Here is a 20,783-nt window from a genome sequence, read left to right as displayed (position 1 = left end):
TTGTCAGGAGGTCGGCCAGCGCCGCAGCCCCAGTTCGTCGGCCAGCCGACGGTAGGCCTTGAGCTGCGCCTGCACGTAGTCGTCGAGCGCGGTGCCGGTGAGGGCGAAAGGGTAGAGCCCGTGCTGCTCGCGCAGCGCTGCATAGCCGGGTGCGGCGCCCGCCTCGCGGAACGCGGCGACCCAGGCCCGCACAGCGGGCTCGGGCACGTCGGCGCTCAAGTACAGGCCGCGCACCGTCGGCCACACGAGGTCCACCCCTTGCTCGCGCGCGGTCGGCACGCCGGTGAGCGCGCCGCCCAGGCGGCTCTCCGACAGCACAGCGAGCAGCCGCACCGGCGTGCCGCCAGCCATGGCCTGCAGCGCCTCCGCGGCGTCGCCGGGGAACGCGTCGACATGCCGGCCCTGCAGCGCGCTCAACGCGTCGCCGCCGCCTTCGAAGGAGACGAATCGCATCGCCTTGTGGTCGCGCCCGGCCGCGCGCACCAGCAGCGCGGCCTTCACCCAGTCCTGGCTGCCCACGGTGCCGCCCGCGCCGAAGGCGATGCGCGACGGGTCCTGCCGCAGCGCGGCGACCAGGTCCTGCAGGCGCCTGAAGGGCGAGTCGCGGTGCACGGCGACCACGCCGTAGTCGGTGCCCAGCGTGGCGATCCAGCGCACGGCCGAAGGCGGATGGGGCCCGAAGCGGCCCTGCGCCAGGTTGAGCAGCGAGCCGCTGGAGAACGCCACCAGCGTGCCCGGCCCGCCGAGCTTGCCGGTGGCGATGCGGTCGAAGGCCACGGCGCCGATGCCGCCCGGCAGGTAGCGCTGACCCAGCGGCGGGCGCGCCGGCCGCACGGCCTGCAGCGCGTCGCGCGCAAGGGCGCAGGTCAGCGCGAAGCCGCCGCCGGCCTTGGCGGGAATCACGCAGTCGGCAGCTTCCTCGGAAGGGTCGCTGGCGGCCATCGCACGCAGGCCGAAGGACGGCGCGAGCAGCGCACACAGCGCGCGCAATGCGTGACGTCGGTGGAGGGCAGGAGATGGCATGGCGGCGGACCTGTCAGTTGGAGGTTGGGGCCGACGAGGTGCGCGGCCACCAGATGATCGCGTGCAGCCCCGGTCCGGCCTCCCGGGTTTCGAGCCGCAGCTCGCCGCGATGCCGCTGTGCGATGGAGCGCGCGATGGCCAGCCCGAGCCCGAACCCGCCCTTGCCGGCACGTGCGCCGCGGAGGAAGCGCTGGCCCAGTGCGGCGCGTTCTTCCTCACTGAGGCCGGGGCCGTTGTCCTCGACGTTGAGGCTCCAGCCCGCTGCGTCACTGGCAGCGAAGAGCGTGATCGTTCCTTCTGCGGGGGTGTAGGCGATCGCGTTGCTCACCAGGTTGCCGAGCGCCTCGCGCATCAGCGCGCGGTCGGCCACGGCGGGGAAATCGGGCATGGCGGAGTGGATGCCCAGATCGATGCCCAGGTCGATGCGCTTTGCGCGCGCCAGAGGCAGCAGGTCGACGGCCACTTCGCGCAGCAGCGCCTCCAGGTCGAACTCGGCCGGCTCCACCGACACGGTGTCGCTGCGGCCCAGGGCCAGCAACTGCTGGGCGCTGCGCGTGGCGCGGGCGATCTCGGCGCCGAGCGCATCGAGCGCGGCGCGCACCTGCGCCGGGTCTTCCTCGCGCCGCGCGTAGTCGGCCTGCATCTGCAGCGTGGTGAGGTGGGTGCGCAGCTGGTGCGAGGCGTCGTCGAGGAACTGCCGTTGCTGCGAGACCAGCTCCTGCGTGCGCGACATCTGCTGGTTGACTGCCGCCACCAGCGGCCGCACCTCGGCGGGCAGGTCGGTCTCGGCGATGCGCGTGAGGTCGTCGCTGGTGCGCGCGCCCACCTCGCGCGCCAGCCGCGAGAGCGGCCGCAGCGCCGCCGCGAGCGCGATGGCGGTGCCGCACAGCAGCATCGCCAGCACCAGCCCGTCGCGCAGCGCCGCGCTGCGCACGAATCGCGCGCTGAATTCCTGCCGCGAGCGCGTGCTCTCGCCGACCTGGATCAGCACGCTGCGCCCGGTGCTGCCGGCCGGCGTGCGGTCGAGGTCGCGGCGGTAGGCCGCGAGCCGAACGGCCTCGCCGAAGTAGGTGGCGTCGTAGAAGGCCGGCACGCCCATCGCGAGCTCGGCGGGCGGAGCGGGCAGGTCTGCGCTGCCGAGCTCGACCAGCCCGTCGGAGGTCGAGACGCGGAAGAACACCTGCCCGCTCGCCGTGAGCTCGAAGAACTCGAACATCGTGTACGGCAGTTCGACGGAGAGCCCGCCCGAGGCGGTCGAGATGTTGGCATCGATGGACTTGAGCGCGCCGAGCAGCGAGCGGTCGTAGGCGGCGTTGGCGGCTGCCAGCGCGTCGTGCCGGGTCATCCACAGCTCGATGCAGGTCACGACCAGCAGGGCGGGGAAGAGCAGCAGCGCCAGCCGCTGCCAGAGGCTCGCGCGCCGCAGACGGGCCGTGAAGTTCAGCGGCATGCCCACGACGCGAGAAATCCAGGCGTTCTCTTCGCGAAACACCGTGGAGCTGGCTCCGCCGGGCCGCAGATGCCGCCCCCGGCGCAGGGGGAGGAGAAGCGACACGAAGTGGGCGAAGCCCGGGGCAGTGTCCTCATCTAGTCAGCTTCCAGCACATAGCCCAGCCCGCGCAGCGTGACGATGCGCACGCCGCTGCCGTCCAGCCGCTTGCGCAGCCGGTAGACGAAGACTTCCACTGCCTCGGGGTGCACTTCCTCGTCGTCGGAGAACACGCGCTCCAGGATCTGCTGCTTCGACAGCGGCTCGCCGCTGCGCTGCACAAGCACGCGCAGCACCGCCAGCTCGCGCGGCGAGAGCGCCAGCGCCTCGCCGTTGAGCGTGAAGTGCCGTCGCGCCCCGTCGTACACCAGCGCGCCGCAGGCCTGGCGCGGATGCTCCACGCCGCGCGCGCGGCGCACCAGCGCATGCAGCCGCGCCTCGAGTTCGGCGAGTGCGAAGGGCTTGGCGAGGAAGTCGTCCGCGCCCGCGTTGAGCGAGGCCACGCGCTCGTTCACCGAGTCGCGCGCAGTGAGGATCAGCGCCGGCAGCCGCTGGTCGCGCTCGCGCAGCCGCTGCAGCACCGTGTGCCCGTCGAGCCCGGGCAGGCCGAGGTCGAGCACCAGCGCGTCGTGGTCGCGCTGCTGCAAGGCACGGTCGGCCAGCCGCCCGTCGTCCACCCATTCGACCTGGATGCCCGCGTGCTCAAGCGCCTTGCACAGCCAGGTGCCCAGGGTGTGTTCGTCTTCGGCAAGAAGGATGCGCATCGACCGATCCTATTAGGGCCGGATATTTTCGCGAAACACCGCGGAACCGGCTTTGCCGGGCCGCAGGTGTTGCCCCCTGCAAGGGGGTGGCGCAGCGACACGAAGTGCGCGAGGCCTGGGGGTGAGTCCGAGGCCGCCGCGGAACCGGCTTTGCCGGGCCGCAGGTGTTGCCCCCTGTAAGGGGGTGGGCGCAGCGACACGAAGTGTGCGGAGCCTGGGGGTTTGCCAATCAGTCCGGCTTGATGTTTGCCCTTGCGATGACCTTCTGCCAGCGTGCCTGCTCAGACGCGATGAACTGCGCGAACTGCTCCGGCGTGCCGCCGACGGCTTCGGCCGCGTCGTTGGTCAGTCGCTGCATCGAGTCGGGCGACTTCACCGCCTTCATCGTCTCGGCCGAGAGCTTGGCGAGCTGCGGCGGCGTGATGTTGGCCGGCGCGAGCATGCCGTACCACTGCGTCATCTCGAAGCCGGGGAAGCCCTGTTCGGCCACGGTCGGCACGTCGGGCAGCTGCGGCAGGCGCTTGGCGGAGCCGGTCGCGATGCAGCGCACCTTGCCTGCCTTGATGAACTGCAGCACCGCCGCAGCGCCGATGGCCGATGCGTCGAGCCGGCCGGAGAGCAGGTCGGTCACCATCGGGCCGGTGCCGCGGTAGGGCACGTGCAGCATGAAGACGTCGGCCGTCATCTTCAGGTATTCGAAGGCCAGGTGGCCTGCGCTGCCGTTGCCCGCCGAGCCGTAGCTGAGCTTGCCCGGCTTCGACTTGGCGTAGGCGATGAACTCCTTGAGGTTCTTCGCCGGCACGTCGGGGTGCACCACGTAGAGGCTGGGCACCTTGGCCAGCAGGCTCACCGGCTTGAAGTCCTTGTTCGCGTCGTAGGGCAGCTTGGCGAAGATGTACGGGTTGACCGCCAGCGTGCCGATGTGGCCCAGGATGATCGTGTGCTGGTCGGTCGCGCGCGCCACCTCGCCCATCGCGATGTTGCCGGCCGCGCCTGGCTTGTTGTCGACGAACACGCTCTGGCCGATGGTGCGCGAGAGTTCCGCTGCGGTCGAGCGCGCGACGATCTCCGAGCTGCCGCCCGGCGCGAAGGGCACGACGAAGCGGATCGACTTACTGGGCCAGGCGTCTTCGGCGAAGGCCATCGAGGGCAGCAGGCCGCCGAAGGCTGCCGCGCCGCCGGCCTGGAGCAGGCCGCGGCGGCTCAGGCGGGCGTCATGGGGGAAGAGGGGGGCGGACATGTTGCTTGTGTCTCCAGCGCTTTTTGGATTGAAAGCGCGCATCGTGCCCGGGGGATGCTGTCGGAAAGCTGTCAGTCCGGACGGCCACCCGGGTCAGATCAGGTTGCGCATCGCCTGCGCCGTCTCCCGCAGCACCGGCAGCACCCGAGTCACCGCATCCTCCGAGCTCTCGTGCCCCATCGGCATGGTGATGTTCAGCGCTCCCACCAGCGTGCCGTGCCGGTCGCGCAGCGGCACCGCGATGCCGCGCGAGTTCAGGTCGAGCTGCTGTTCGGAAAGGGCCCAGCCTTGCGCCCGGATGCGCGCGAGTTCGAGCTTCATGCGCTCCATGCTCGCGATGGTGTGCGAGGTGAAGACGGTGAGCTTGCGCGTGGTGAGCCACTCGTCGAGCTCGGCGTCGCTGCGCAGAGCCAGCATCAGCATGCCGGAGGCCGTGACCTGTGCCGGCACGCGCGCGCCGAGCACGTAGCCGGTGCTCATGCTGCGGTTGGGGCCGTTGCGGGCGATGTAGACCACCTCGTCGCCGTCCATCACGCTGAGGTAGGCGATCTCGTTGGTGCCGGCGGCCACCCGCTGCAGGAAGGGCTGCACCACGCGCGGCAGGCGGGCCGACTCCAGGTACGACTGGCCAAGGCGCAGCACGCGCGGCGTGAGCCAGAACAGCTTGCCGTCGCTGGCGACATAGCCCATGTGCTGCAGGGTCAGCAGGTAGCGCCGCGCGGCGGTGCGAGTCATGTTCGTGCGCTGGCCGGCCTGGCTGGCGGTGAGGCGCGGGTTGGCGTCGTCGAAGGCCTCGATGATGCTCACGCCGCGTTCCAGGCCGGCGATCCAGTCGCGCTTGTCCAGGCCTGGTGGCGGCGCCGGGTCGTGGTTGCTGTCCTTGCTCATGGGCGGAAGTGTGATCTGGCGAGAAGGGTTCGAGTTTGCAATTGGTGCAGGTGAAAACCCTTGAAGTGATCGATCATTGAATTTGAAAGATCGATGATCGCACGTTTTGATGTGCCGAAGGCTGCAGGGGTTGGCTGGAGAGACTATAAAGCTCGCCATCCGCCCTCCAAAAGAGCGATTGACGAACGGAAGCACGCACATGAGCCATTCCATCAGCGGCAGCACCCAGGCTTACCTGATCCCCGGCGACCCGGTTCGCAACGTGCGGCTGCCACGCATGTTCAATGCGGCCTTCGAGCGCTTCGGCATCGACGCGGTGCTGCTGCCCATGCAGGTGCCGGTGCGCGACTTCGCGGTGTTCTTCAAGTCGGCCTTCCTCGCGCGCAACGTGCGCGGCATGGTGATCGCTCCGCCGCACAAGCCGCTGGTGGTCGACCTGCTCGAAGGCTGCGGGCTCTTCGGCCGCGTGGCAGGCTCGGTCAACGTGGTGCGCCGCACCGAGGGCGACCAGCTCGAGGGCGATCTCTTCGACGGCGAGGGCCTGATCGGCGCGCTCGACCACTACAACATTCCCTTCCGCGGCAAGCGCGTGCTGATCCTGGGCGCGGGCGTGAGCGCCGCGGCCATCGGCGTCGCGCTGGCCGAGGGCGGCACGGTGAACGGCGCCGCCCACATCGCCATGTACGACAAGGCCGCCGGCAAGGCGGCCGGCGTGGCGGCCAAGCTCGACGCCTTCTTCGACGCCGAGGTGGTCGCCGCCGACAGCAATGCGCCCGAGGGCTTCGACCTCGTCATCAACGCCACGCAGCTGGGTCTGAGCGACGACGACGCGGCGCCGGTCGACGTGGCTCGCATGGACAGCCACGCCGCGCTCTTCGACATCCTGCTGCGCAACCAGCCGACGCCGCTGGTGCGCGCGGCCCGCGCGCGCGGGCTCAATGCGCAGGCCGGCTTCGAGATGCTGATCCAGCAGATGCCGCATTACTTCCGCTACTTCGGCCACATGGACGCGGCGGATGCGATGACGGCCGACGCCGGTTTCCTGCGCGAAATCATCTATCCGCCCGCGATGCGCGCCGAGATCGCGCAGCCGCTGCGCTACCACTCACCGAGCGTGGCGTGAATGGCTCACCCCCAGGCTTCGCGCACTTCGTGTCGCTTCGCCAACCCCCTTGCAGGGGGCAATGCCTGCGGCCCGGCGAAGCCGGTTCCGCGGCATTCCTGGAAGAAACCTTCGACCTTTGACTGCACAGATTGATCCACCAATGATTTCCGGCAAATCCACCCTCATCGCCCACATCGGCTTTCCCACGGAGGCCTTCAAGGCCCCGATGATCTACAACCCCTGGTTCGACAAGCACGGCATCGATGCCGTGGTCGTGCCCATGGGCGTGAAGCCCGAGGACTACGCGGTGTCGCTGCCGCAGATCTTCAAGTTCAGCAACATCCGCGGCGCGCTGGTGACCATGCCGCACAAGGTGACGACGATGTCGCTGGTCGACGAAGTGACGCCCACCGCGCGCGTGGCCGGTGCCTGCAACGCCATCCTCAAGCGCCCCGACGGCACGCTGCTGGGCGACCAGTTCGACGGCGCCGGCTTCGTGCGCGGCGTGGAGCGCAAGGGGCGGCTCTTCAAGGGCACGCGGGTGCTGGTGTCGGGCGCGGGCGGCGTGGGCTCTGCCATCGCGGCGTCGATCGCCGCGGCGGGTGCCGCAGAGCTGATGCTGTTCGACATGAGCGAGGCTTCGGCCAACGCGCTGGCCGCGCGCCTTCGCGAGCACTATCCGCAGATGAAGGTGGCCACCGGCTCGAAGGACCCGGCCGGCTACGACGTGGTGGTCAACGCCACGCCGCTGGGCATGAAGGAGGGCGATCCGCTGCCCTTCGACGTGGACCGCATCGATCCTTCGACCTTCGTCGGCGAGGTGGTCATGAAGACCGAATACACGCCGCTGCTGCAGGCCGCCAGGGCCAAGGGCTGCCAGGTGCAGGTGGGCACCGACATGCTGTTCGAGATGATTCCGGCGTACCTGGAGTTCTTCGGCTTCGGCACCGCCTCGCCCGAGGAACTGCGCGCCGTGGCGCAACTGAAATACTGAAAGAAGAAAGGAAGGCTCGTCCGATGAGCATTTTCGAAGGCTTCCTCTCCACATCCGAAACGCTGGGCGCGTTCAGCGACCGCGCCTTCGTCGACGCCATGCTGCGCTTCGAGGCCGCGCTGGCGCGCGCGCAGGCGGCCGAGGGGCTGATCCCCGAGAGCGCTGCCAACTCGATCGTCAGCAGCTGCAAGGTCGAGCTGTTCGACGTCGCCAAGATCGTTCGCGAGAGCGGCCGTGCCGGCAGCGTCGCGATCCCGCTGGTGAAGGCGCTGCGCGAGGCCGTGGGCCTCTTCAATGCCGAGGCCGCGGCCTTCGTGCATTTCGGCAGCACCAGCCAGGACGTGATCGACAGCGCGATGGCGCTGGTCACGCGCGAGGCTGTCGCGCTGATCGAGGCCGACCTCGCCAAGGCCGCCGACGCGCTGCTGCGCCTGGCCGTGACGCATGCCGAGACCCCGATGCTCGCGCGCACGCTGATGCAGCCGGCCTCGGTGACCAGCTTCGGCTTCAAGTGCGCCGGCTGGGCCGCGCCGCTGGTGCGCAGCCGCATCCGCCTGCGCGATGCCGCCAAGCATGCGCTGCAGCTGCAGCTCGGCGGCGCCATCGGCACGCTGGCTCAGATGAAGGGGCAGGGCGCGGCCGTGCGCAAGCGCATGGCCAAGGAACTCGGCCTGGGCGACCCCGGCGCGACCTGGCATACGCAGCGCGACGAATGGGTCGCGCTCGGCTGCGAGCTGGGCCTCATGACCGGCAGCCTGGGCAAGATCGCGGTCGATATCTCGCTGCTCGGCCAATACGAAGTCAGCGAAGTCACCGAGCCCAGCGAACCGGGGCGCGGCGGCTCGTCGGCCATGCCGCACAAGCGCAACCCGGTGGCTTCGATGGTCGCCATCGCTGCCGCGCACCGCGCGCCGCAGCGCGTGGCCGCGTTGCTCGGCGCCATGCCGCAGCAGCACGAGCGCGCCCTCGGCGCATGGCAGGCGGAGCTGGGCGAATGGCCGCAGCTCCTGATGTCGGCGCATGGCAGCGTGCGTGCGATGTCCGGTGCATTGCCCGGCCTGCAGGTCGACGCCGCGCGCATGCGCGCCAACATCGACCGGCTGCGCGCCGAACTCCCGCGTGACGCGGCGGACGAATGGTTCGCCCCCGCGCTCGCCCACGAAGCCGGACAGACCGCGCTCGCCGAAGTGAAGGCGCTGCAGGCCCGGCTCGACGCACAAAAGGAACTATCCCAATGACCACCCCCGAAAACCCGCCCGTGGAACCCGGCGTCTATGAAGCCGGCCTCGTCAACCGCCGCCGCGTGCTCGGCGACGCCTGGGTCGACAAGTCGCTGGCCAACCGCAACGGCTTCAACGCCGAGTTCCAGGAGCTCATCACGCGCCACGCCTGGAACGACATCTGGGGCCGACCCGCGCTGGGCGACAAGACGCGCCGCTTCATGGTGCTGTCGATGATGCTGGGCATCCACGCCTATGAAGAGTTCGCGATGCACGTGCGCGCCGCGCTCGACGGCCCGCCCGAGTCGCGCCTCACGCCGGACGAGATCAAGGAAGTGATCATGATGGCCGCCATCTACTGCGGCGTGCCCGTGGCCAACCACGCCTTCGGCATCGCGACGGGCATCCTGCGCGAGAAGGGCCTGCTGCCGCCGCTGGCGCAGTGACCGCGCCGCCTGCCTCAGGGAGGGGCGGGAAGGGGCGCTTCGACGTCACCTTCACGCTGCTCCTGCCGCTGCTGCTCGCAGCGCAGCCGGTGGCCACCGACAGCTATCTTCCCGCGCTCCCCGCCATCGCCAGGGAGCTCGGCTCGGCCAGCACCAGCCTCACGCTGTTCGTGCTGGCCTTCGGCTTTGCGCAGTTGCTGTGCGGGCCGCTGGCCGACCGCTTCGGGCGTAGGCCGGTGCTGCTGGCGGGGCTGGGCTGCTACACGCTCGCGGCGCTGGGCGGCGCGTTCGCCGGCAGCGTGGCGCTGCTAGCGGGCTGGCGTGCGCTGCAGGGCTTCTCGATGGCGGCCATCCTGGTGTGCTCGCGTGCCGCGGTGCGCGACCTCTATCCCGCGCACGAAGGCCCGCATGTCATGGCGCGCGGCCTCACGGGGCTGGGCATCGTCGGGCTGATGGCGCCGCTGCTCGGCGCGTGGCTGGTGCAGGGCGCCGGCTGGCGCTGGGTGATGGCGGCCATGGCGCTCTACGCCGCCATCCTGTTCGCGATGTGCTGGCGCTCGTTCGGCGAGACGCGACGGCCCCTGGGCGAGGGCGAGTCCTCCGCGCCGCGCGGCAGCACGCGCGCCGTGTTCGCGAGCCGCTCGTTCCGTGCCTGGGCCTCGGTGGCGGCCACCACCTACGGGGGCTTGTTCTGCTTCCTGCTGCTCTCGCCGATGGTCTACATCGGCTACCTGGGCTGGTCGCCCGCCTGGTACGGCTGGATTCCGGCCGGCGGCTCGCTGGTCTACATCTTCAGCACCACCATGTGCCGCAGCCTCCTGCGGCGCTACGGGCCCGTGCGCACGGTGAAGCTGGGCGCGTCGCTGAGCGTGGCCGGCGCCACCATCCAGGCGCTGGGCTGCTGGCTCATGCCGCTGAGCGCGGTGCCGCTGCTGTTCGGCCACGCCGTCTACTGCCTGGGCCACGGCATCCACCAGCCCTGCGGGCAGGCGGGTGCGGTGGGCGACCTGCCGCACCTGGCGGGCCGGGCCGTGTCCTGGTCCGGCTTCGGCATGATGATGGTCGCGTTCTGCGCGGGGCAGCTCGCCGCGCGGTTCGTCGACGCCGATTTTTCCAACGGCGCCTGGCCGATGGTCCTGCCCATGCTGCTGGCCGGCAGCGTGCTGGTGGCGATCGCGTTCTTCTGGCTGCCGCGTCTGCAACACCCGAAAAAGGAAACCACACCATGACCCGTTTGAATGTCGTTCGCGAGGGCAACGGCCCCATCGTCGTGCTCAGCCATGCGCTCGGCTGCGACCTGAGCATGTGGGACGGCGTGGCCGCGCAGCTCGCCCGCGCCCACACGGTGCTGCGCTACGACCACCGCAACCACGGCGCCTCGGAGGTGGTGCCCGGCGAGTTGCGCATCGAGACGCTGGCGCAGGACGCGGCCGAACTCATCCGACGCGAGGCGGGCGGCGAGCCCGTGCACTTCGTCGGCCTCTCGATGGGCGGCATGACGGCGCAGGCGCTGGCGGTGCGCCACCCCGAGCTGCTGAAGACGATCGTGATCGCCAATTCGGCCGCGCACTACCCCGACCAGACGCCCTGGCGCACGCGCGTCGAGACCGTCGGCGCCAAGGGCGTTGCCGCGATCGCGCCCGGCGCGGTGTCGCGCTGGCTCACGCCGGCGTGGGCCGCCACGGCCGAAGGCGCGGAAGCCGCGAAGAAGCTGCACGACGTGCTGGTGCGCACCGACGCGCAGGGCTACATCGAGAGCTGCAACGCCGTCGCGGCGATCGACTTCCGCGAGAGCAACCACCGCGTCACGGTGCCCACGCTGGTCATCGGCGGGCTGCAGGACGAAGCCACGCCGATGGCGATGTCGCAGGCCATGGCCGCAGCCATTCCGCATGCCCGGCTGCAAACCATCGATGCCGCGCACCTGAGCGCCGTCGAGCGGCCGGCGGAATTCGCGCAGCTGCTGATCGATTTCTGGCGCAGCCTCTGAGCGCCGACGGAGGGATGCGCGGCCTAGGTGTATCCCGTATTTCGTGCGAATAACGGTTGCGAGTGATCGATGATCGATCAAAACTGAGCTGAATAGATTGTGACGATGCCCGGGTGTTCCTAAAGTCCACCCCCATGCATCGCTCCATCGCCACCGTCTCGCTCAGCGGCACGCTCCGCCAGAAGCTCGAAGCCGTCGCCGACGCCGGCTTCGACGGCATCGAGCTGTTCGAGGCCGACTTCATCAACTTCAAGGGCACGGCCGCTGAACTGGGCCGCATCGCCGGCGACCTGGGCCTGAGCATCGACCTGTACCAGCCGTTCCGCGACTTCGAAGGCATGCCCGAGGCGCAGTTCCGCCGCAGCCTGGAGCGCGCCGAGCGCAAGTTCGACCTGATGCAGGCCATGGGCGCACCGACCATGCTGTGCTGCTCCAACACGTCGCCGCTGGCCATCGACGACCCCTCGCTGGCGGCCGCCCAGCTGCACGAACTGGCCGAACGCGCCGCGCGCCGCAACCTGCGCGTGGGCTTCGAGGCGCTGGCCTGGGGTCGCTACACCTCGCTGTACGGCCAGGCCTGGGAGATCGTGAAGCAGGCGAACCACTCGCACCTGGGCCTGATCCTCGACAGCTTCCACACCCTCTCGCTGAAGGACGACCCGGCCGGCATCGCCGCCATTCCCGGCGACAAGATCTTCTTCCTGCAGATGGCTGACGCGCCGCTGCTGTCGATGGACGTGATCCAGTGGGCGCGCCACCACCGCTCGTTCCCGGGGCAGGGCGACTTCGACGTGATCGGCTTCTTCGAGCAGGTGCTGCGCGCGGGCTACACCGGGCCGCTGTCGCTGGAGATCTTCAACGACATCTTCCGCGAGACACCGAACCGCCGCACCGCCGTGGATGCGATGCGTTCGCTGCTGTACCTGGAGAGCGAAGCGCGCCAGCGCCTCGCCAAGCCTTCGGTGCCGCAGCAGGTGACGCTGTTCGACCCGCCGCCGGTGCCGGCGCTCTCGGGCCTGTCGTTCATCGAGTTCGCAGCCGACGAGGCTTCGGCCGCGACGCTGGCAACGCTGGTCGGCCAGCTGGGCTTCCGGCGCATCGGCAGGCACCGCTCCAAGGCGGTGACGCTGTACCGCCAGGGCGACATCAACCTGATCGTCAACGCTCAGCCCGACTCCTTCGCGCGTCAGCGCTTCGAGGCGCACGGCACCTCGGTGTGCGCACTGGGCGTGCGCTGCGACGATCCGCTGGCCGCGGTGGGCCGCGCCACCGCCATGCGCTCGCAGCGGCACGACAGCCCGGTCGGCCCCAACGAGCTGCGCGTGCCGGCCATCGTGGCGCCGGGCGGCAACCTGATCCACTTCGTGCCCGAGATGCTGGGCGCCGATGGCCTGTACGAGAGCGACTTCATCCTCGAAGACGAGGGCGCAGGCGCCAACGACGCGGGCCTGCAGCGCATCGACCACGTGGCGCTGGGCCTGGCGCTCGACCAGCTCGACACCTGGGTGCTGTTCACGCGCGCCGTGCTCGGCCTGGAGCCCGGCGAGAGCCTGGAGCTGGCCGACCCGTTCGGGCTGATCCGCAGCCGCGGCGTCGCCAACACCGACCGCAGCCTGCGCCTGGTGCTCAACGTGTCGCTGAGCCAGCGCACCCGCACCGCGCGCACGCTGAGCGTGACCGGCGGCGGCGCTGTGCACCACATCGCCCTGAGCTGCGCCGACATCTTCGAGACGGCCGCGAAGCTGCGCGCCAACGGCACGCGCTTCGTGCCGATCTCCGACAACTACTACGACGACCTGGCCACCCGCATCGACATCGACCCCGCGCTGCTTTCGCGCATGCGCGAATCGGGCGTGCTGTTCGACCGCTCGCCGGCCGGCGACTACCTGCACATCTACACCGAGAGCTTCGAGAGCGGCCTGTTCTTCGAGGTCGCTCAGCGCGTGGGCGGCTATGACGCCTACGGCGCGCTCAACGCACCGGCGCGCATGGCGTCGCAGGCGCAGGACTGACAGAGGCCCGCCGGCGCATCGACAGACCGTTTCGTTCGACAGACAGAGAGCTGATTTCTTTTTTTCACGTCACCACTGGAGACAACACATGGCAAACACCTCAGCCCATGAGCCGCAAGGCAGGCACCAGTCGAAGAAGGCCGCGGCAAGCGGCTGGATCGGCTCGGCGCTGGAGTACTACGACTTCTTCATCTACGCCACCGCCGCTGCGCTGATCTTTCCGCAGATCTTCTTCCCCAAGGGCGACCCTACGACGGCCATCGTCGCCTCGCTCGCGACCTACGGCGTGGGCTACGTGGCACGCCCCATCGGCGCCTTCGTGCTCGGCCACTGGGGCGACACGCACGGGCGCAAGCAGGTGCTGGTGCTTTGCATGTTCCTGATGGGCTTCTCGACCGTGGCCGTCGGCCTGCTGCCGACCTACGACCAGGTCGGCCTGCTGGCGCCGGTGCTGCTGGTGCTGCTGCGCCTGGTGCAGGGCTTCGCGGTGGCGGGCGAGATCTCGGGCGCGAGCTCGATGATCCTGGAGCACGCACCCTTCGGGCGACGCGGCTTCTTCGCGAGCTTCACGCTGCAGGGCGTGCAGGCCGGCCAGATCCTGGCGGCCGCCGTGTTCCTGCCGCTGGCGCACTACATGCCGGAAGACGCGTTCAATTCCTGGGGCTGGCGCATCCCGTTCCTGCTGAGCTTCCTGGTGATCGTGGCGGGCTACATCATCCGCCGCGAGGTCGACGAGACCCCGGCCTTCGCCGAAGTCGACAAGAAGGGCGAAACGGCCAAGGCGCCGATCATCCAGGCCTTCACCGACAGCTGGGCCGACATGCTGCGCGTGGTCTGCATGGCGCTGATGAACGTCATTCCGGTGGTGGCCACCGTGTTCGGCGCGGCCTACGCCGTGCAGGCCGCCTATGGCATCGGCTTCCAGAAGGACGTGTACCTGTGGATCCCTGTGCTCGGCAACATCCTGGCCGTGATCGTCATCCCGTTCGTGGGCAACCTGTCGGACCGCATCGGCCGCCGCCCGCCGATCATCGTCGGCGCGCTGATCTCGGGCCTGCTGTCGTTCGTGTACCTGTACGCCATCAGCATCCGCAACGTGCCGCTGGCCATCGTCATGTCGCTGCTGATGTGGGGCGTGATCTACCAGGGCTACAACGCGACCTTCCCGAGCTTCTATCCGGAACTGTTCCGCACCCGCAACCGCGTCTCGGCCATGGCCATCTCGCAGAACATCGGCACCACCTTCACCGCGCTGCTGCCGGCCCTGTTCGCCGCCGTCGCGCCCCCCGGCTCGACCAACGTGTGGTTCACCGTGGGTGCCATCACCTTCGCGGTGACCGTGCTGTCCGCACTGGCCGCCTTCAGCGCCCGCGAAACCTACCGCATCCGCATGCGCGACCTGGGCGACCCGAACGCCGTGCCGGTCGACAAGCAGGAGTACGACCGCCTGCGCGAGCAGACGATGCAGGAAGCGCGCGTGACCAGGGTCGCGGCCTGAGGCCGGCGCGGCAGGCGAAGACCTTTCGCCTGCCAAGGGTTGTGGCGCCGGGAAGAATGGCGCCATGACCTCCACATCTTCCCCCTCCCGCCTCAAGATCGACTTCGTCTCCGACGTGTCCTGTCCCTGGTGCGCCATCGGCCTGAGTTCGCTCGAGGCGGCGCTGGGCAAGGTGGCGCCGGAGATCACCGCGGAGCTGCACTTCCAGCCCTTCGAGCTGAACCCGCAGATGCCGCCCGAAGGCCAGGACACCTTCGAGCACCTCAATCAGAAGTACGGCTCCACGCGCGAGCAGCAGGCCCAGTCGCGCGAGATGATCCGCCAGCGCGGCGCGGCGGTGGGCTTCGAGTTCAGCCCCGAGGGCCGTCCGCGCGTCTACAACACCTTCGATGCCCATCGGCTGCTGCACTGGGCCGAACTGGAGAGCCCCGACAAGCAGGCGGCGCTCAAGAAGCTGCTGCTGAAGGCCTACTTCACCGACAGCCAGAATCCTTCCGACCCCGAGGTGCTGGTGCGCGCCGCCACCGAGGCGGGGCTCGATCCCGTTCGAGCCCGGCAGATCCTGGAAAGCGACGAGTTCGCGCAGGAAACCCGTGAACGCGAGCGCATGTACACCGATGCCGGCATCCACTCGGTGCCCGCGATCATCATCAACGACAGGCATCTCATCTCGGGCGGCCAGCCCGTCGAAGTGTTCGAGCGGGCCCTGCGCCAGATCGCCGGTGCTGCTCCTTCGAGCCTTGCCACAGCCTGACTTAGCTGGCACTTAGGCGCCGGCTTTGCCCGGCGTTACGACGGTAAAGACCGTCAACCCGAAGCGGGCTCCAGTGGTTGAGGAGGCGTCCCTGAACCACTGTCACACAGGAGCCCCGAAGATGAAGAAGAAAAGCCTAATCGCCGCACTTGCCCTCATGGCTGCGGCTTCGCTGCCGGCACTGGCGGACGAATACGGCAGGCACCCGTTCTATCTCCACGCCTTGTCCGACCTGCGCACCGCGGCCTGGAAAGTGGAGCACCGCCGCCCCGAGGACGGGCAGGTCTCGCGCGACGAGCAGGTGGTGATCGACGAGATCCACGCCGCCATCGGCGACCTGCAGCACGCCGCATGGCTCGACGGAAAGCCCGTCGAGTGGCGCGAGCCCACCGATGCATGGCTGCCGCGCGAAGGCCGCCTGCACGCCGCGGCCGATCTGCTGCGCAAGGTCCGCTCCGACGTCGCACGCGAAGAGGACGACCCGCGCTCGCGGCCGTACCAGCAGCGCGGCCTCGCGCACGTCGACCTCGCGCTGGCTACCGCGCAGCACGCCATCGGCGACGTGCGCCGCCACGACCTGCGCAGGGAGTGAGGGCGGTGCCGGCCACCGCTTCGCCGATCTTCTCCCAGCCCGCGCGGCGCGTGTCGATGGCGCTCGGCGCCTGCGCGCTGGCGCTGCTCGCGGCATGCGCGAGCGCGCCGGGGGATCATCGGCCCATGGTTTCGGTGTCGCTGCCCTTGCAGCAGGTGGACGAGGCCACGCGCCTGCGCTGGCTCGACCGCGTGAGCTGGGGCGCCAATGCGAGCAGCGACGCGCAGCTCGCCAGGCGCGGCCTGTCGCTGTGGATGCGCGACCAGCTCAACCCGCGCCCCGCGCCGCTGCCGCCGGCCGCGCAGGCGCAGATCGACGCGATGGAAATCTCGCGCGTGCCGCTCGACCAGCTCGTCACCGGCCTCGAGGCCCAGCGCAAGGCGGCCGACGCGCTGCCCGACGAAGACCAGAAGAAGGCCGCGCGGCAGGAATACCAGCAGCACCTCAACACGCTGGTGCGCGAGGCGCAGCAGCGCTTCGTGCTGCGTGCGCTCTATTCGCCCAACCAGCTGCAGGAGCAGATGACGTGGTTCTGGATGAACCACTTCAACGTCAACCTGCGCAAGGACAACATCCGCGCGATGGTGGGCGACTACGAGGACAACGCGATCCGTCCGCACGCGCTCGGCAGGTTCCGCGACCTGCTCGGCGCCACGCTGCACCACCCGGCGATGCTGCGCTACCTCGACAACGCGCAGAACGCCGCCAACCGCATCAACGAGAACTACGCACGAGAACTGATGGAGCTGCATACGCTGGGTGTGGGCAGCGGCTATACGCAGGGCGACGTGCAGGAACTTGCGCGCGTGCTCACCGGCGTGGGCGTGACCAACCAGCCGCTCGATGCGCCGCCGCCGAACGTGCGCCCCAACCTGCGTGGCGACTACGTGCGCAAGGGGCTGTTCGAGTTCAACCCGAACCGCCACGACTACGGGCCGAAGACGCTGCTGGGCCAACCCATCCAGAGCCGCGGTCTGGCCGAGGCCGACGAGGCGCTCGACCGCCTCGCGCGCGCGCCGGCCACCGCGCGCTTCATCTCGCGCAAGCTGGCCGTGTACTTTGTCTCCGACGATCCGCCGCAGGCACTGGTCGAGCGCATGGCCGCGGCCTTCAAGCGCAGCGACGGCGACATCGCCGTCACGCTGAAGGCGCTGTTCGAGTCGCCCGAGTTCTCGGCTTCACTGGGCCGCAAGTTCCGCGATCCGGTGCACTACGTGATGGCGGGCGTGCGCCTCGCCTACGACGACCGCGTGGCCATCAACGTGAATCCGATGCTCGGCTGGATCAACCGCATGGGCGAGCAGCTCTACGGCCACGAGACGCCGGATGGCTATCCGCTCAACGAGGCGGCCTGGGCCAGCGCCGGTCAGATGAACACACGCTTCGAGATCGCGCGTGCCATCGGTGCGAACGGTGCGGTGCTGTTCCGTGCGGACGACAAGGCGCCGCTGGAGAAGCCCGCGTTCCCGCCGCTGGCCGATTCGCGCGCGGTACGCACGATGCAGGGCAGCATGAGCGCCGACACGCGAGAGGCGCTGGCGCAGGCGAAGAATCCGCAGGAATGGAACACCTTCCTGCTGGCTTCGCCCGAGCTGATGCGCCGCTGAAGGTATTCGGTTTTTCTCCCTCTCCCGCCGGGGGAGGGCAGGGGTGGGGGCAAGCGGCGTTCGACAGGACACCGAGGCTGAACGAACGCCGCATGCCCCCATCCCGACCTTCCCCCCAGAGGGGAAGGCGCAACGCAGGAAGAAAGAAGAAAGGACAACCGTCATGCAACGCAGAGATATCCTGAAGCTCGCGGCCGCCGCACCGTTCGCAGGTGCTGCTGCCAAAGTGATGGCCGCGCCTTCCGCCGAAGGCGCCAAGCTGCTGGTCGTGTTCCTGCGCGGCGCGTACGACTGCAGCAACCTCCTCGTGCCCACGAGCAGCGACTTCTACTACGCCTCGCGCCCCAACATCGCCATCGCGCGGCCCGGCACGCCCAATGGCGCGCTGCCGCTGGACGGCAACTGGGGCCTGCATCCCGCACTGGCGCAGAGCGTGATGCCGATGTTCCAGCAGAAGCAGGCATCCTTCATCGCCTTCGCCGGCACCGACGACCTCACGCGCAGCCACTTCGAGACGCAGGACTCCATCGAACTCGGCCAGGCCCTCGACAAGCGCCGCGACTACCGCTCGGGCTTCCTCAACCGGCTGGCCGGCGTGCTCGGCGCGGGCCCCGTCACCGACGTGTCGCCCATCGCCTTCACCGACCAGCTGCCGATCTCGATGCGCGGCAGCGCCAAGGCCGCCAACATGGCGCTGGCCGGCAATGCGCGCTCGGGCATCGACGCGCGGCAGAGCCAGGTCATCACCGCCATGTACCGCAACACCGCGCTGGCCCAGCCGGTGGCCGAGGGCTTCCAGGTGCGCGACGAGGTCATGCGCGCGGTGCAGGCCGAGATGGACGCGGCCAGCCGAAACGCCATGTCCGCCAAGGGCTTCGAGCTGGTGGCACGCCGCATGGCGCTGCTGATGCGCGACCGCTTCGACCTCGGCTTTGTCGACGTCGGCGGCTGGGACACCCACGTGGGGCAGGGCGGCGCCACCGGCTACCTCGCCAACCGTTTTGAAGAGCTGGGCCGCGGCGTCGCCGGTTTCGCGCAGGAGATGGGCGACGACGCCTGGCGACAGACCGTGGTGGTCGTCATCAGCGAGTTCGGCCGCACCTTCCGCGAGAACGGCAACCGCGGCACCGACCACGGCCACGGCACCGTCTACTGGGTGCTCGGCGGCGGCCTATCGGCACAGGCCGGCGGGCGCGTGGTTGGCGAGCAGCAGGCGCTGACGCAGGCGACGCTGTTCCAGAACCGCGACTATCCGGTGCTCAACGAATATCGTGCGGTGTTCGGCGGGCTGTTCCAGCGGATGTACGGCCTTTCCCCGGCGCAGCTGGCCAAGGTGTTCGACGGCGTGGCACCCAGGGACCTGCGGCTGGTCTAGCCGGCGGCGTCGAGGCCGGCCGTGGCGGCGGCGGCCGGTCTTGCTTTCCTTTTCACCCCCTGATGGGCCTGCGTTCCAGGACGCCGGCCTGCGCCCGCCTGCGTCCCGGCGGCGGATTCTTGTATTCCGACATCCCGAATTCCGGGGATGGCTGAGACACAAATAGTTAACAAAGATAATGCTCGTCACGTCCAGACCAGTCGCGCAGGGGCGGTTTTCGCTTCGCGCGAGGTTCTAGTGCTTCGACCAAGACCTATCGCTGTTTCTGGAATTCGCCTCTTCCAACGCCGGCCAAGGGTGCCGGAACCTGTCGTTTCGCCGCCAGGCGAAGTGCCCACGTCCAAGAAAAGGAAACCGATGTTCTCGCCCCGCATGTCTGCTCTTGCCAGTGTCTGCGCCATCGCCGGTGCCACCGTGGTGCTGGCCTCCTGCGGGGGAGGCTCCGGAGGAGGCGGCGGCTTCGTTCCGCTGGCTCCCATCGTGCAGCCGCAGCCGCAGCCTCAGCCCGAGACGCCTGTGGCGATGCACACGGTCGGTGGAACCCTCAGCGGCATCACCAGCGGCAAGCTCGTGCTGCAGAACAATGCGGGCGACGACCTGACGCTCACGGCGGACGGCAAGTTCAGCTTCGCGACTCCCGTCAAGGAAGGCAGCACCTACGCCGTCACCGTGCGCACCCAGCCGCTGTGGCAGTTCTGCACCGTGAGCAACGGCGGCGGCAACGCAGCCGCCGAGGTCACCGGCGTGACGGTCAGCTGCAAGGAGGCACTGGCAACGGTTTCGACGTTCGCGGGTACGGGCACCCCCGGCGATGCGGACGGCGAGGGGCTCGCCGCCACCTTCCAAATCCCAAGGGGTGTAAGGCTGGATGCTGCCGGCAACCTCTACGTGACCGATGCCCAGAACAAGCTGATCCGCGCGATTTCTCCCTCGGGCTTTGTCTCGACCGTGGCGGGCAAGGGCGCGGGCGGAACCTTGTCCGATCCTTTCGACCTGGTCCTGGATGCCGCCGGCAACATCTACGTGACCGAACTGACGACCCACCTGGTCCGCAAGGTCACGCCGACCGGGGTGGTGAGCGCATTGGCCGGGACCGCCGGGACTGCCGGCTGGGCTGACGCGAACGGCACCAGCGCGAAGTTTTCCCAGCCTTCGGGCATCGCCTTCGATCCGCAGGGCAACCTTGTCGTCGCCGATTCGCTGGGCCAGAGGATCCGCAAGATCGCGCCCGATCTCGCGGTCAGCACCTTTGCGGGCTCGGGCGCGCAGGGCTCGGACGACGGCACCGGCACGGCCGCAACCTTCAGCGTGCCCGCCGGCATCGCGATGGACGCCGCCGGCAACATGTTCGTGACCGACTTCGGCAGCCACGTGATCCGCAAGATCACGCCGCAGGGCGTGGTCACGACGCCGTTCGGCAAGCGGAACACGAGCGGTCACGCCGACGGCAAAGGCAACGACGCGACCTTCTCTTTTCCGGTGGGCATCGCGATCGACTCCAGCGGCAGCCTCTACGTGGGCGACAGTTCGAACCATGTGATCCGCAGGATCACGCCGGACGGCATGGTCAGGACGCTGGCGGGCAAGGCGGGAACCTCCGGGGCGGACGACGGCGTGGGCAAGACAGCGACGTTCTACCGACCCTACGGCGTGGCGGTGGACGCCGCGGGCAACGTCTACGTGGCAGACATGTTCAACAACAAGATCCGCAAGATCACGCCGACGCCTGCGCCCTGAGCCGCCTGGGTCCTCATGCGCCATGATCCGGGCCACCGTGCGAGAAGGA

18 protein-coding genes are annotated in these 20,783 nt (G+C 69.3%); 13 read left to right on the top strand and 5 right to left on the bottom strand.

Translation table 11 applies throughout. The features are described from left to right. Positions 1 to 3 precede the first annotated feature (3 nt). From FHY06_RS06910 to FHY06_RS06890, 5 genes are all read right to left on the bottom strand, one after another. A complete protein-coding gene (locus FHY06_RS06910) occupies positions 4 to 1,023 on the bottom strand; it encodes a Bug family tripartite tricarboxylate transporter substrate binding protein (protein ID WP_184604042.1) in 1,020 nt (339 codons plus the stop codon). A 13-nt stretch (positions 1,024 to 1,036) separates the two neighbouring features. Further along, on the bottom strand, positions 1,037 to 2,473 hold the full coding sequence (locus tag FHY06_RS06905) for a sensor histidine kinase (RefSeq protein WP_184604153.1): 1,437 nt from the start codon (positions 2,471 to 2,473) through the stop codon (positions 1,037 to 1,039). Between the two features lie 137 nt (positions 2,474 to 2,610). Next, complete coding sequence (locus FHY06_RS06900; protein WP_019651920.1) at positions 2,611 to 3,276, bottom strand: response regulator; 666 nt, start codon at positions 3,274 to 3,276, stop codon at positions 2,611 to 2,613. Positions 3,277 to 3,505: 229 nt separating this feature from the next. Continuing rightward, on the bottom strand, positions 3,506 to 4,516 hold the full coding sequence (locus FHY06_RS06895; protein WP_019651921.1) for a Bug family tripartite tricarboxylate transporter substrate binding protein: 1,011 nt from the start codon (positions 4,514 to 4,516) through the stop codon (positions 3,506 to 3,508). A 93-nt stretch (positions 4,517 to 4,609) separates the two neighbouring features. Next, on the bottom strand, positions 4,610 to 5,404 hold the full coding sequence (locus tag FHY06_RS06890; protein WP_126182295.1) for an IclR family transcriptional regulator domain-containing protein: 795 nt from the start codon (positions 5,402 to 5,404) through the stop codon (positions 4,610 to 4,612). A 199-nt stretch (positions 5,405 to 5,603) separates the two neighbouring features. On the opposite strand from FHY06_RS06890, the gene FHY06_RS06885 reads away from it, so the two are divergent. The 13 genes from FHY06_RS06885 to FHY06_RS06825 all read left to right on the top strand — a co-directional run bounded on the left by FHY06_RS06885 (position 5,604) and on the right by FHY06_RS06825 (position 20,734). Next, positions 5,604 to 6,527: a shikimate dehydrogenase family protein gene (locus FHY06_RS06885; RefSeq protein WP_184604039.1), complete on the top strand. Its 924-nt coding sequence runs from the start codon at positions 5,604 to 5,606 to the stop codon at positions 6,525 to 6,527. A 142-nt stretch (positions 6,528 to 6,669) separates the two neighbouring features. Continuing rightward, a complete protein-coding gene (locus FHY06_RS06880) occupies positions 6,670 to 7,503 on the top strand; it encodes a shikimate dehydrogenase family protein (RefSeq protein ID WP_019651924.1) in 834 nt (277 codons plus the stop codon). 23 nt (positions 7,504 to 7,526) lie between these two features. Further along, entirely contained in the window at positions 7,527 to 8,741 is a 1,215-nt protein-coding gene (pcaB, locus tag FHY06_RS06875) for a 3-carboxy-cis,cis-muconate cycloisomerase (protein ID WP_145758784.1), read from the top strand. Continuing rightward, a complete protein-coding gene (locus FHY06_RS06870; protein ID WP_019651926.1) occupies positions 8,738 to 9,169 on the top strand; it encodes a carboxymuconolactone decarboxylase family protein in 432 nt (143 codons plus the stop codon). Before pcaB ends, FHY06_RS06870 begins: the two co-directional genes overlap by 4 nt. Continuing rightward, a complete protein-coding gene (locus FHY06_RS06865; RefSeq protein ID WP_184604037.1) occupies positions 9,166 to 10,398 on the top strand; it encodes a multidrug effflux MFS transporter in 1,233 nt (410 codons plus the stop codon). Before FHY06_RS06870 ends, FHY06_RS06865 begins: the two co-directional genes overlap by 4 nt. Next, positions 10,395 to 11,159, top strand: coding sequence for an alpha/beta fold hydrolase (locus FHY06_RS06860; protein WP_132798439.1), 765 nt, complete (start codon positions 10,395 to 10,397; stop codon positions 11,157 to 11,159). The genes FHY06_RS06865 and FHY06_RS06860 overlap by 4 nt, the downstream gene beginning before the upstream one ends. Before the next feature lie 134 nt (positions 11,160 to 11,293). Continuing rightward, positions 11,294 to 13,171: a bifunctional sugar phosphate isomerase/epimerase/4-hydroxyphenylpyruvate dioxygenase family protein gene (locus FHY06_RS06855; protein ID WP_132751457.1), complete on the top strand. Its 1,878-nt coding sequence runs from the start codon at positions 11,294 to 11,296 to the stop codon at positions 13,169 to 13,171. An 88-nt stretch (positions 13,172 to 13,259) separates the two neighbouring features. After that, the gene (locus FHY06_RS06850) at positions 13,260 to 14,669 is read left to right on the top strand and encodes an MFS transporter (protein ID WP_019651930.1); all 1,410 of its coding nucleotides are present in this window, start codon (positions 13,260 to 13,262) and stop codon (positions 14,667 to 14,669) included. A 64-nt stretch (positions 14,670 to 14,733) separates the two neighbouring features. Further along, positions 14,734 to 15,423 (top strand): DsbA family oxidoreductase, encoded by a 690-nt coding sequence (locus tag FHY06_RS06845; RefSeq protein ID WP_184604034.1) that lies wholly within the window; start codon positions 14,734 to 14,736, stop codon positions 15,421 to 15,423. A 121-nt stretch (positions 15,424 to 15,544) separates the two neighbouring features. Next, positions 15,545 to 16,015, top strand: a complete 471-nt coding sequence (locus FHY06_RS06840; protein ID WP_026346096.1) for a hypothetical protein — start codon at positions 15,545 to 15,547, stop codon at positions 16,013 to 16,015. A 56-nt stretch (positions 16,016 to 16,071) separates the two neighbouring features. After that, positions 16,072 to 17,622 (top strand): DUF1800 domain-containing protein, encoded by a 1,551-nt coding sequence (locus tag FHY06_RS06835; RefSeq protein ID WP_184604152.1) that lies wholly within the window; start codon positions 16,072 to 16,074, stop codon positions 17,620 to 17,622. 163 nt (positions 17,623 to 17,785) lie between these two features. Continuing rightward, the gene (locus tag FHY06_RS06830; protein ID WP_184604031.1) at positions 17,786 to 18,997 is read left to right on the top strand and encodes a DUF1501 domain-containing protein; all 1,212 of its coding nucleotides are present in this window, start codon (positions 17,786 to 17,788) and stop codon (positions 18,995 to 18,997) included. A gap of 372 nt (positions 18,998 to 19,369) precedes the next feature. Then, positions 19,370 to 20,734, top strand: coding sequence for an NHL repeat-containing protein (locus tag FHY06_RS06825; protein ID WP_184604029.1), 1,365 nt, complete (start codon positions 19,370 to 19,372; stop codon positions 20,732 to 20,734). Positions 20,735 to 20,783 lie beyond the last annotated feature (49 nt).

Source organism: Variovorax atrisoli, assembly GCF_014195185.1.
In the GTDB taxonomy this organism is placed as follows: Bacteria; Pseudomonadota; Gammaproteobacteria; order Burkholderiales; family Burkholderiaceae_C; genus Variovorax; species Variovorax atrisoli.
Note: the sequence above shows the minus strand (reverse complement) of the source record. Positions and strands in the feature narration are given on the sequence as shown.

Coding starts and splice junctions, on each gene's coding strand:
- FHY06_RS06910 (WP_184604042.1), bottom strand. CDS start 1,023: ATGCCATCTCCTGCCCTCCACCGACGTCACGCATTGCGCGCGCTGTGT.
- FHY06_RS06905 (WP_184604153.1), bottom strand. CDS start 2,473: ATGCCGCTGAACTTCACGGCCCGTCTGCGGCGCGCGAGCCTCTGGCAG.
- FHY06_RS06900 (WP_019651920.1), bottom strand. CDS start 3,276: ATGCGCATCCTTCTTGCCGAAGACGAACACACCCTGGGCACCTGGCTG.
- FHY06_RS06895 (WP_019651921.1), bottom strand. CDS start 4,516: ATGTCCGCCCCCCTCTTCCCCCATGACGCCCGCCTGAGCCGCCGCGGC.
- FHY06_RS06890 (WP_126182295.1), bottom strand. CDS start 5,404: ATGAGCAAGGACAGCAACCACGACCCGGCGCCGCCACCAGGCCTGGAC.
- FHY06_RS06885 (WP_184604039.1), top strand. CDS start 5,604: ATGAGCCATTCCATCAGCGGCAGCACCCAGGCTTACCTGATCCCCGGC.
- FHY06_RS06880 (WP_019651924.1), top strand. CDS start 6,670: ATGATTTCCGGCAAATCCACCCTCATCGCCCACATCGGCTTTCCCACG.
- pcaB (WP_145758784.1), top strand. CDS start 7,527: ATGAGCATTTTCGAAGGCTTCCTCTCCACATCCGAAACGCTGGGCGCG.
- FHY06_RS06870 (WP_019651926.1), top strand. CDS start 8,738: ATGACCACCCCCGAAAACCCGCCCGTGGAACCCGGCGTCTATGAAGCC.
- FHY06_RS06860 (WP_132798439.1), top strand. CDS start 10,395: ATGACCCGTTTGAATGTCGTTCGCGAGGGCAACGGCCCCATCGTCGTG.
- FHY06_RS06855 (WP_132751457.1), top strand. CDS start 11,294: ATGCATCGCTCCATCGCCACCGTCTCGCTCAGCGGCACGCTCCGCCAG.
- FHY06_RS06850 (WP_019651930.1), top strand. CDS start 13,260: ATGGCAAACACCTCAGCCCATGAGCCGCAAGGCAGGCACCAGTCGAAG.
- FHY06_RS06845 (WP_184604034.1), top strand. CDS start 14,734: ATGACCTCCACATCTTCCCCCTCCCGCCTCAAGATCGACTTCGTCTCC.
- FHY06_RS06840 (WP_026346096.1), top strand. CDS start 15,545: ATGAAGAAGAAAAGCCTAATCGCCGCACTTGCCCTCATGGCTGCGGCT.
- FHY06_RS06835 (WP_184604152.1), top strand. CDS start 16,072: ATGGCGCTCGGCGCCTGCGCGCTGGCGCTGCTCGCGGCATGCGCGAGC.
- FHY06_RS06830 (WP_184604031.1), top strand. CDS start 17,786: ATGCAACGCAGAGATATCCTGAAGCTCGCGGCCGCCGCACCGTTCGCA.
- FHY06_RS06825 (WP_184604029.1), top strand. CDS start 19,370: ATGTCTGCTCTTGCCAGTGTCTGCGCCATCGCCGGTGCCACCGTGGTG.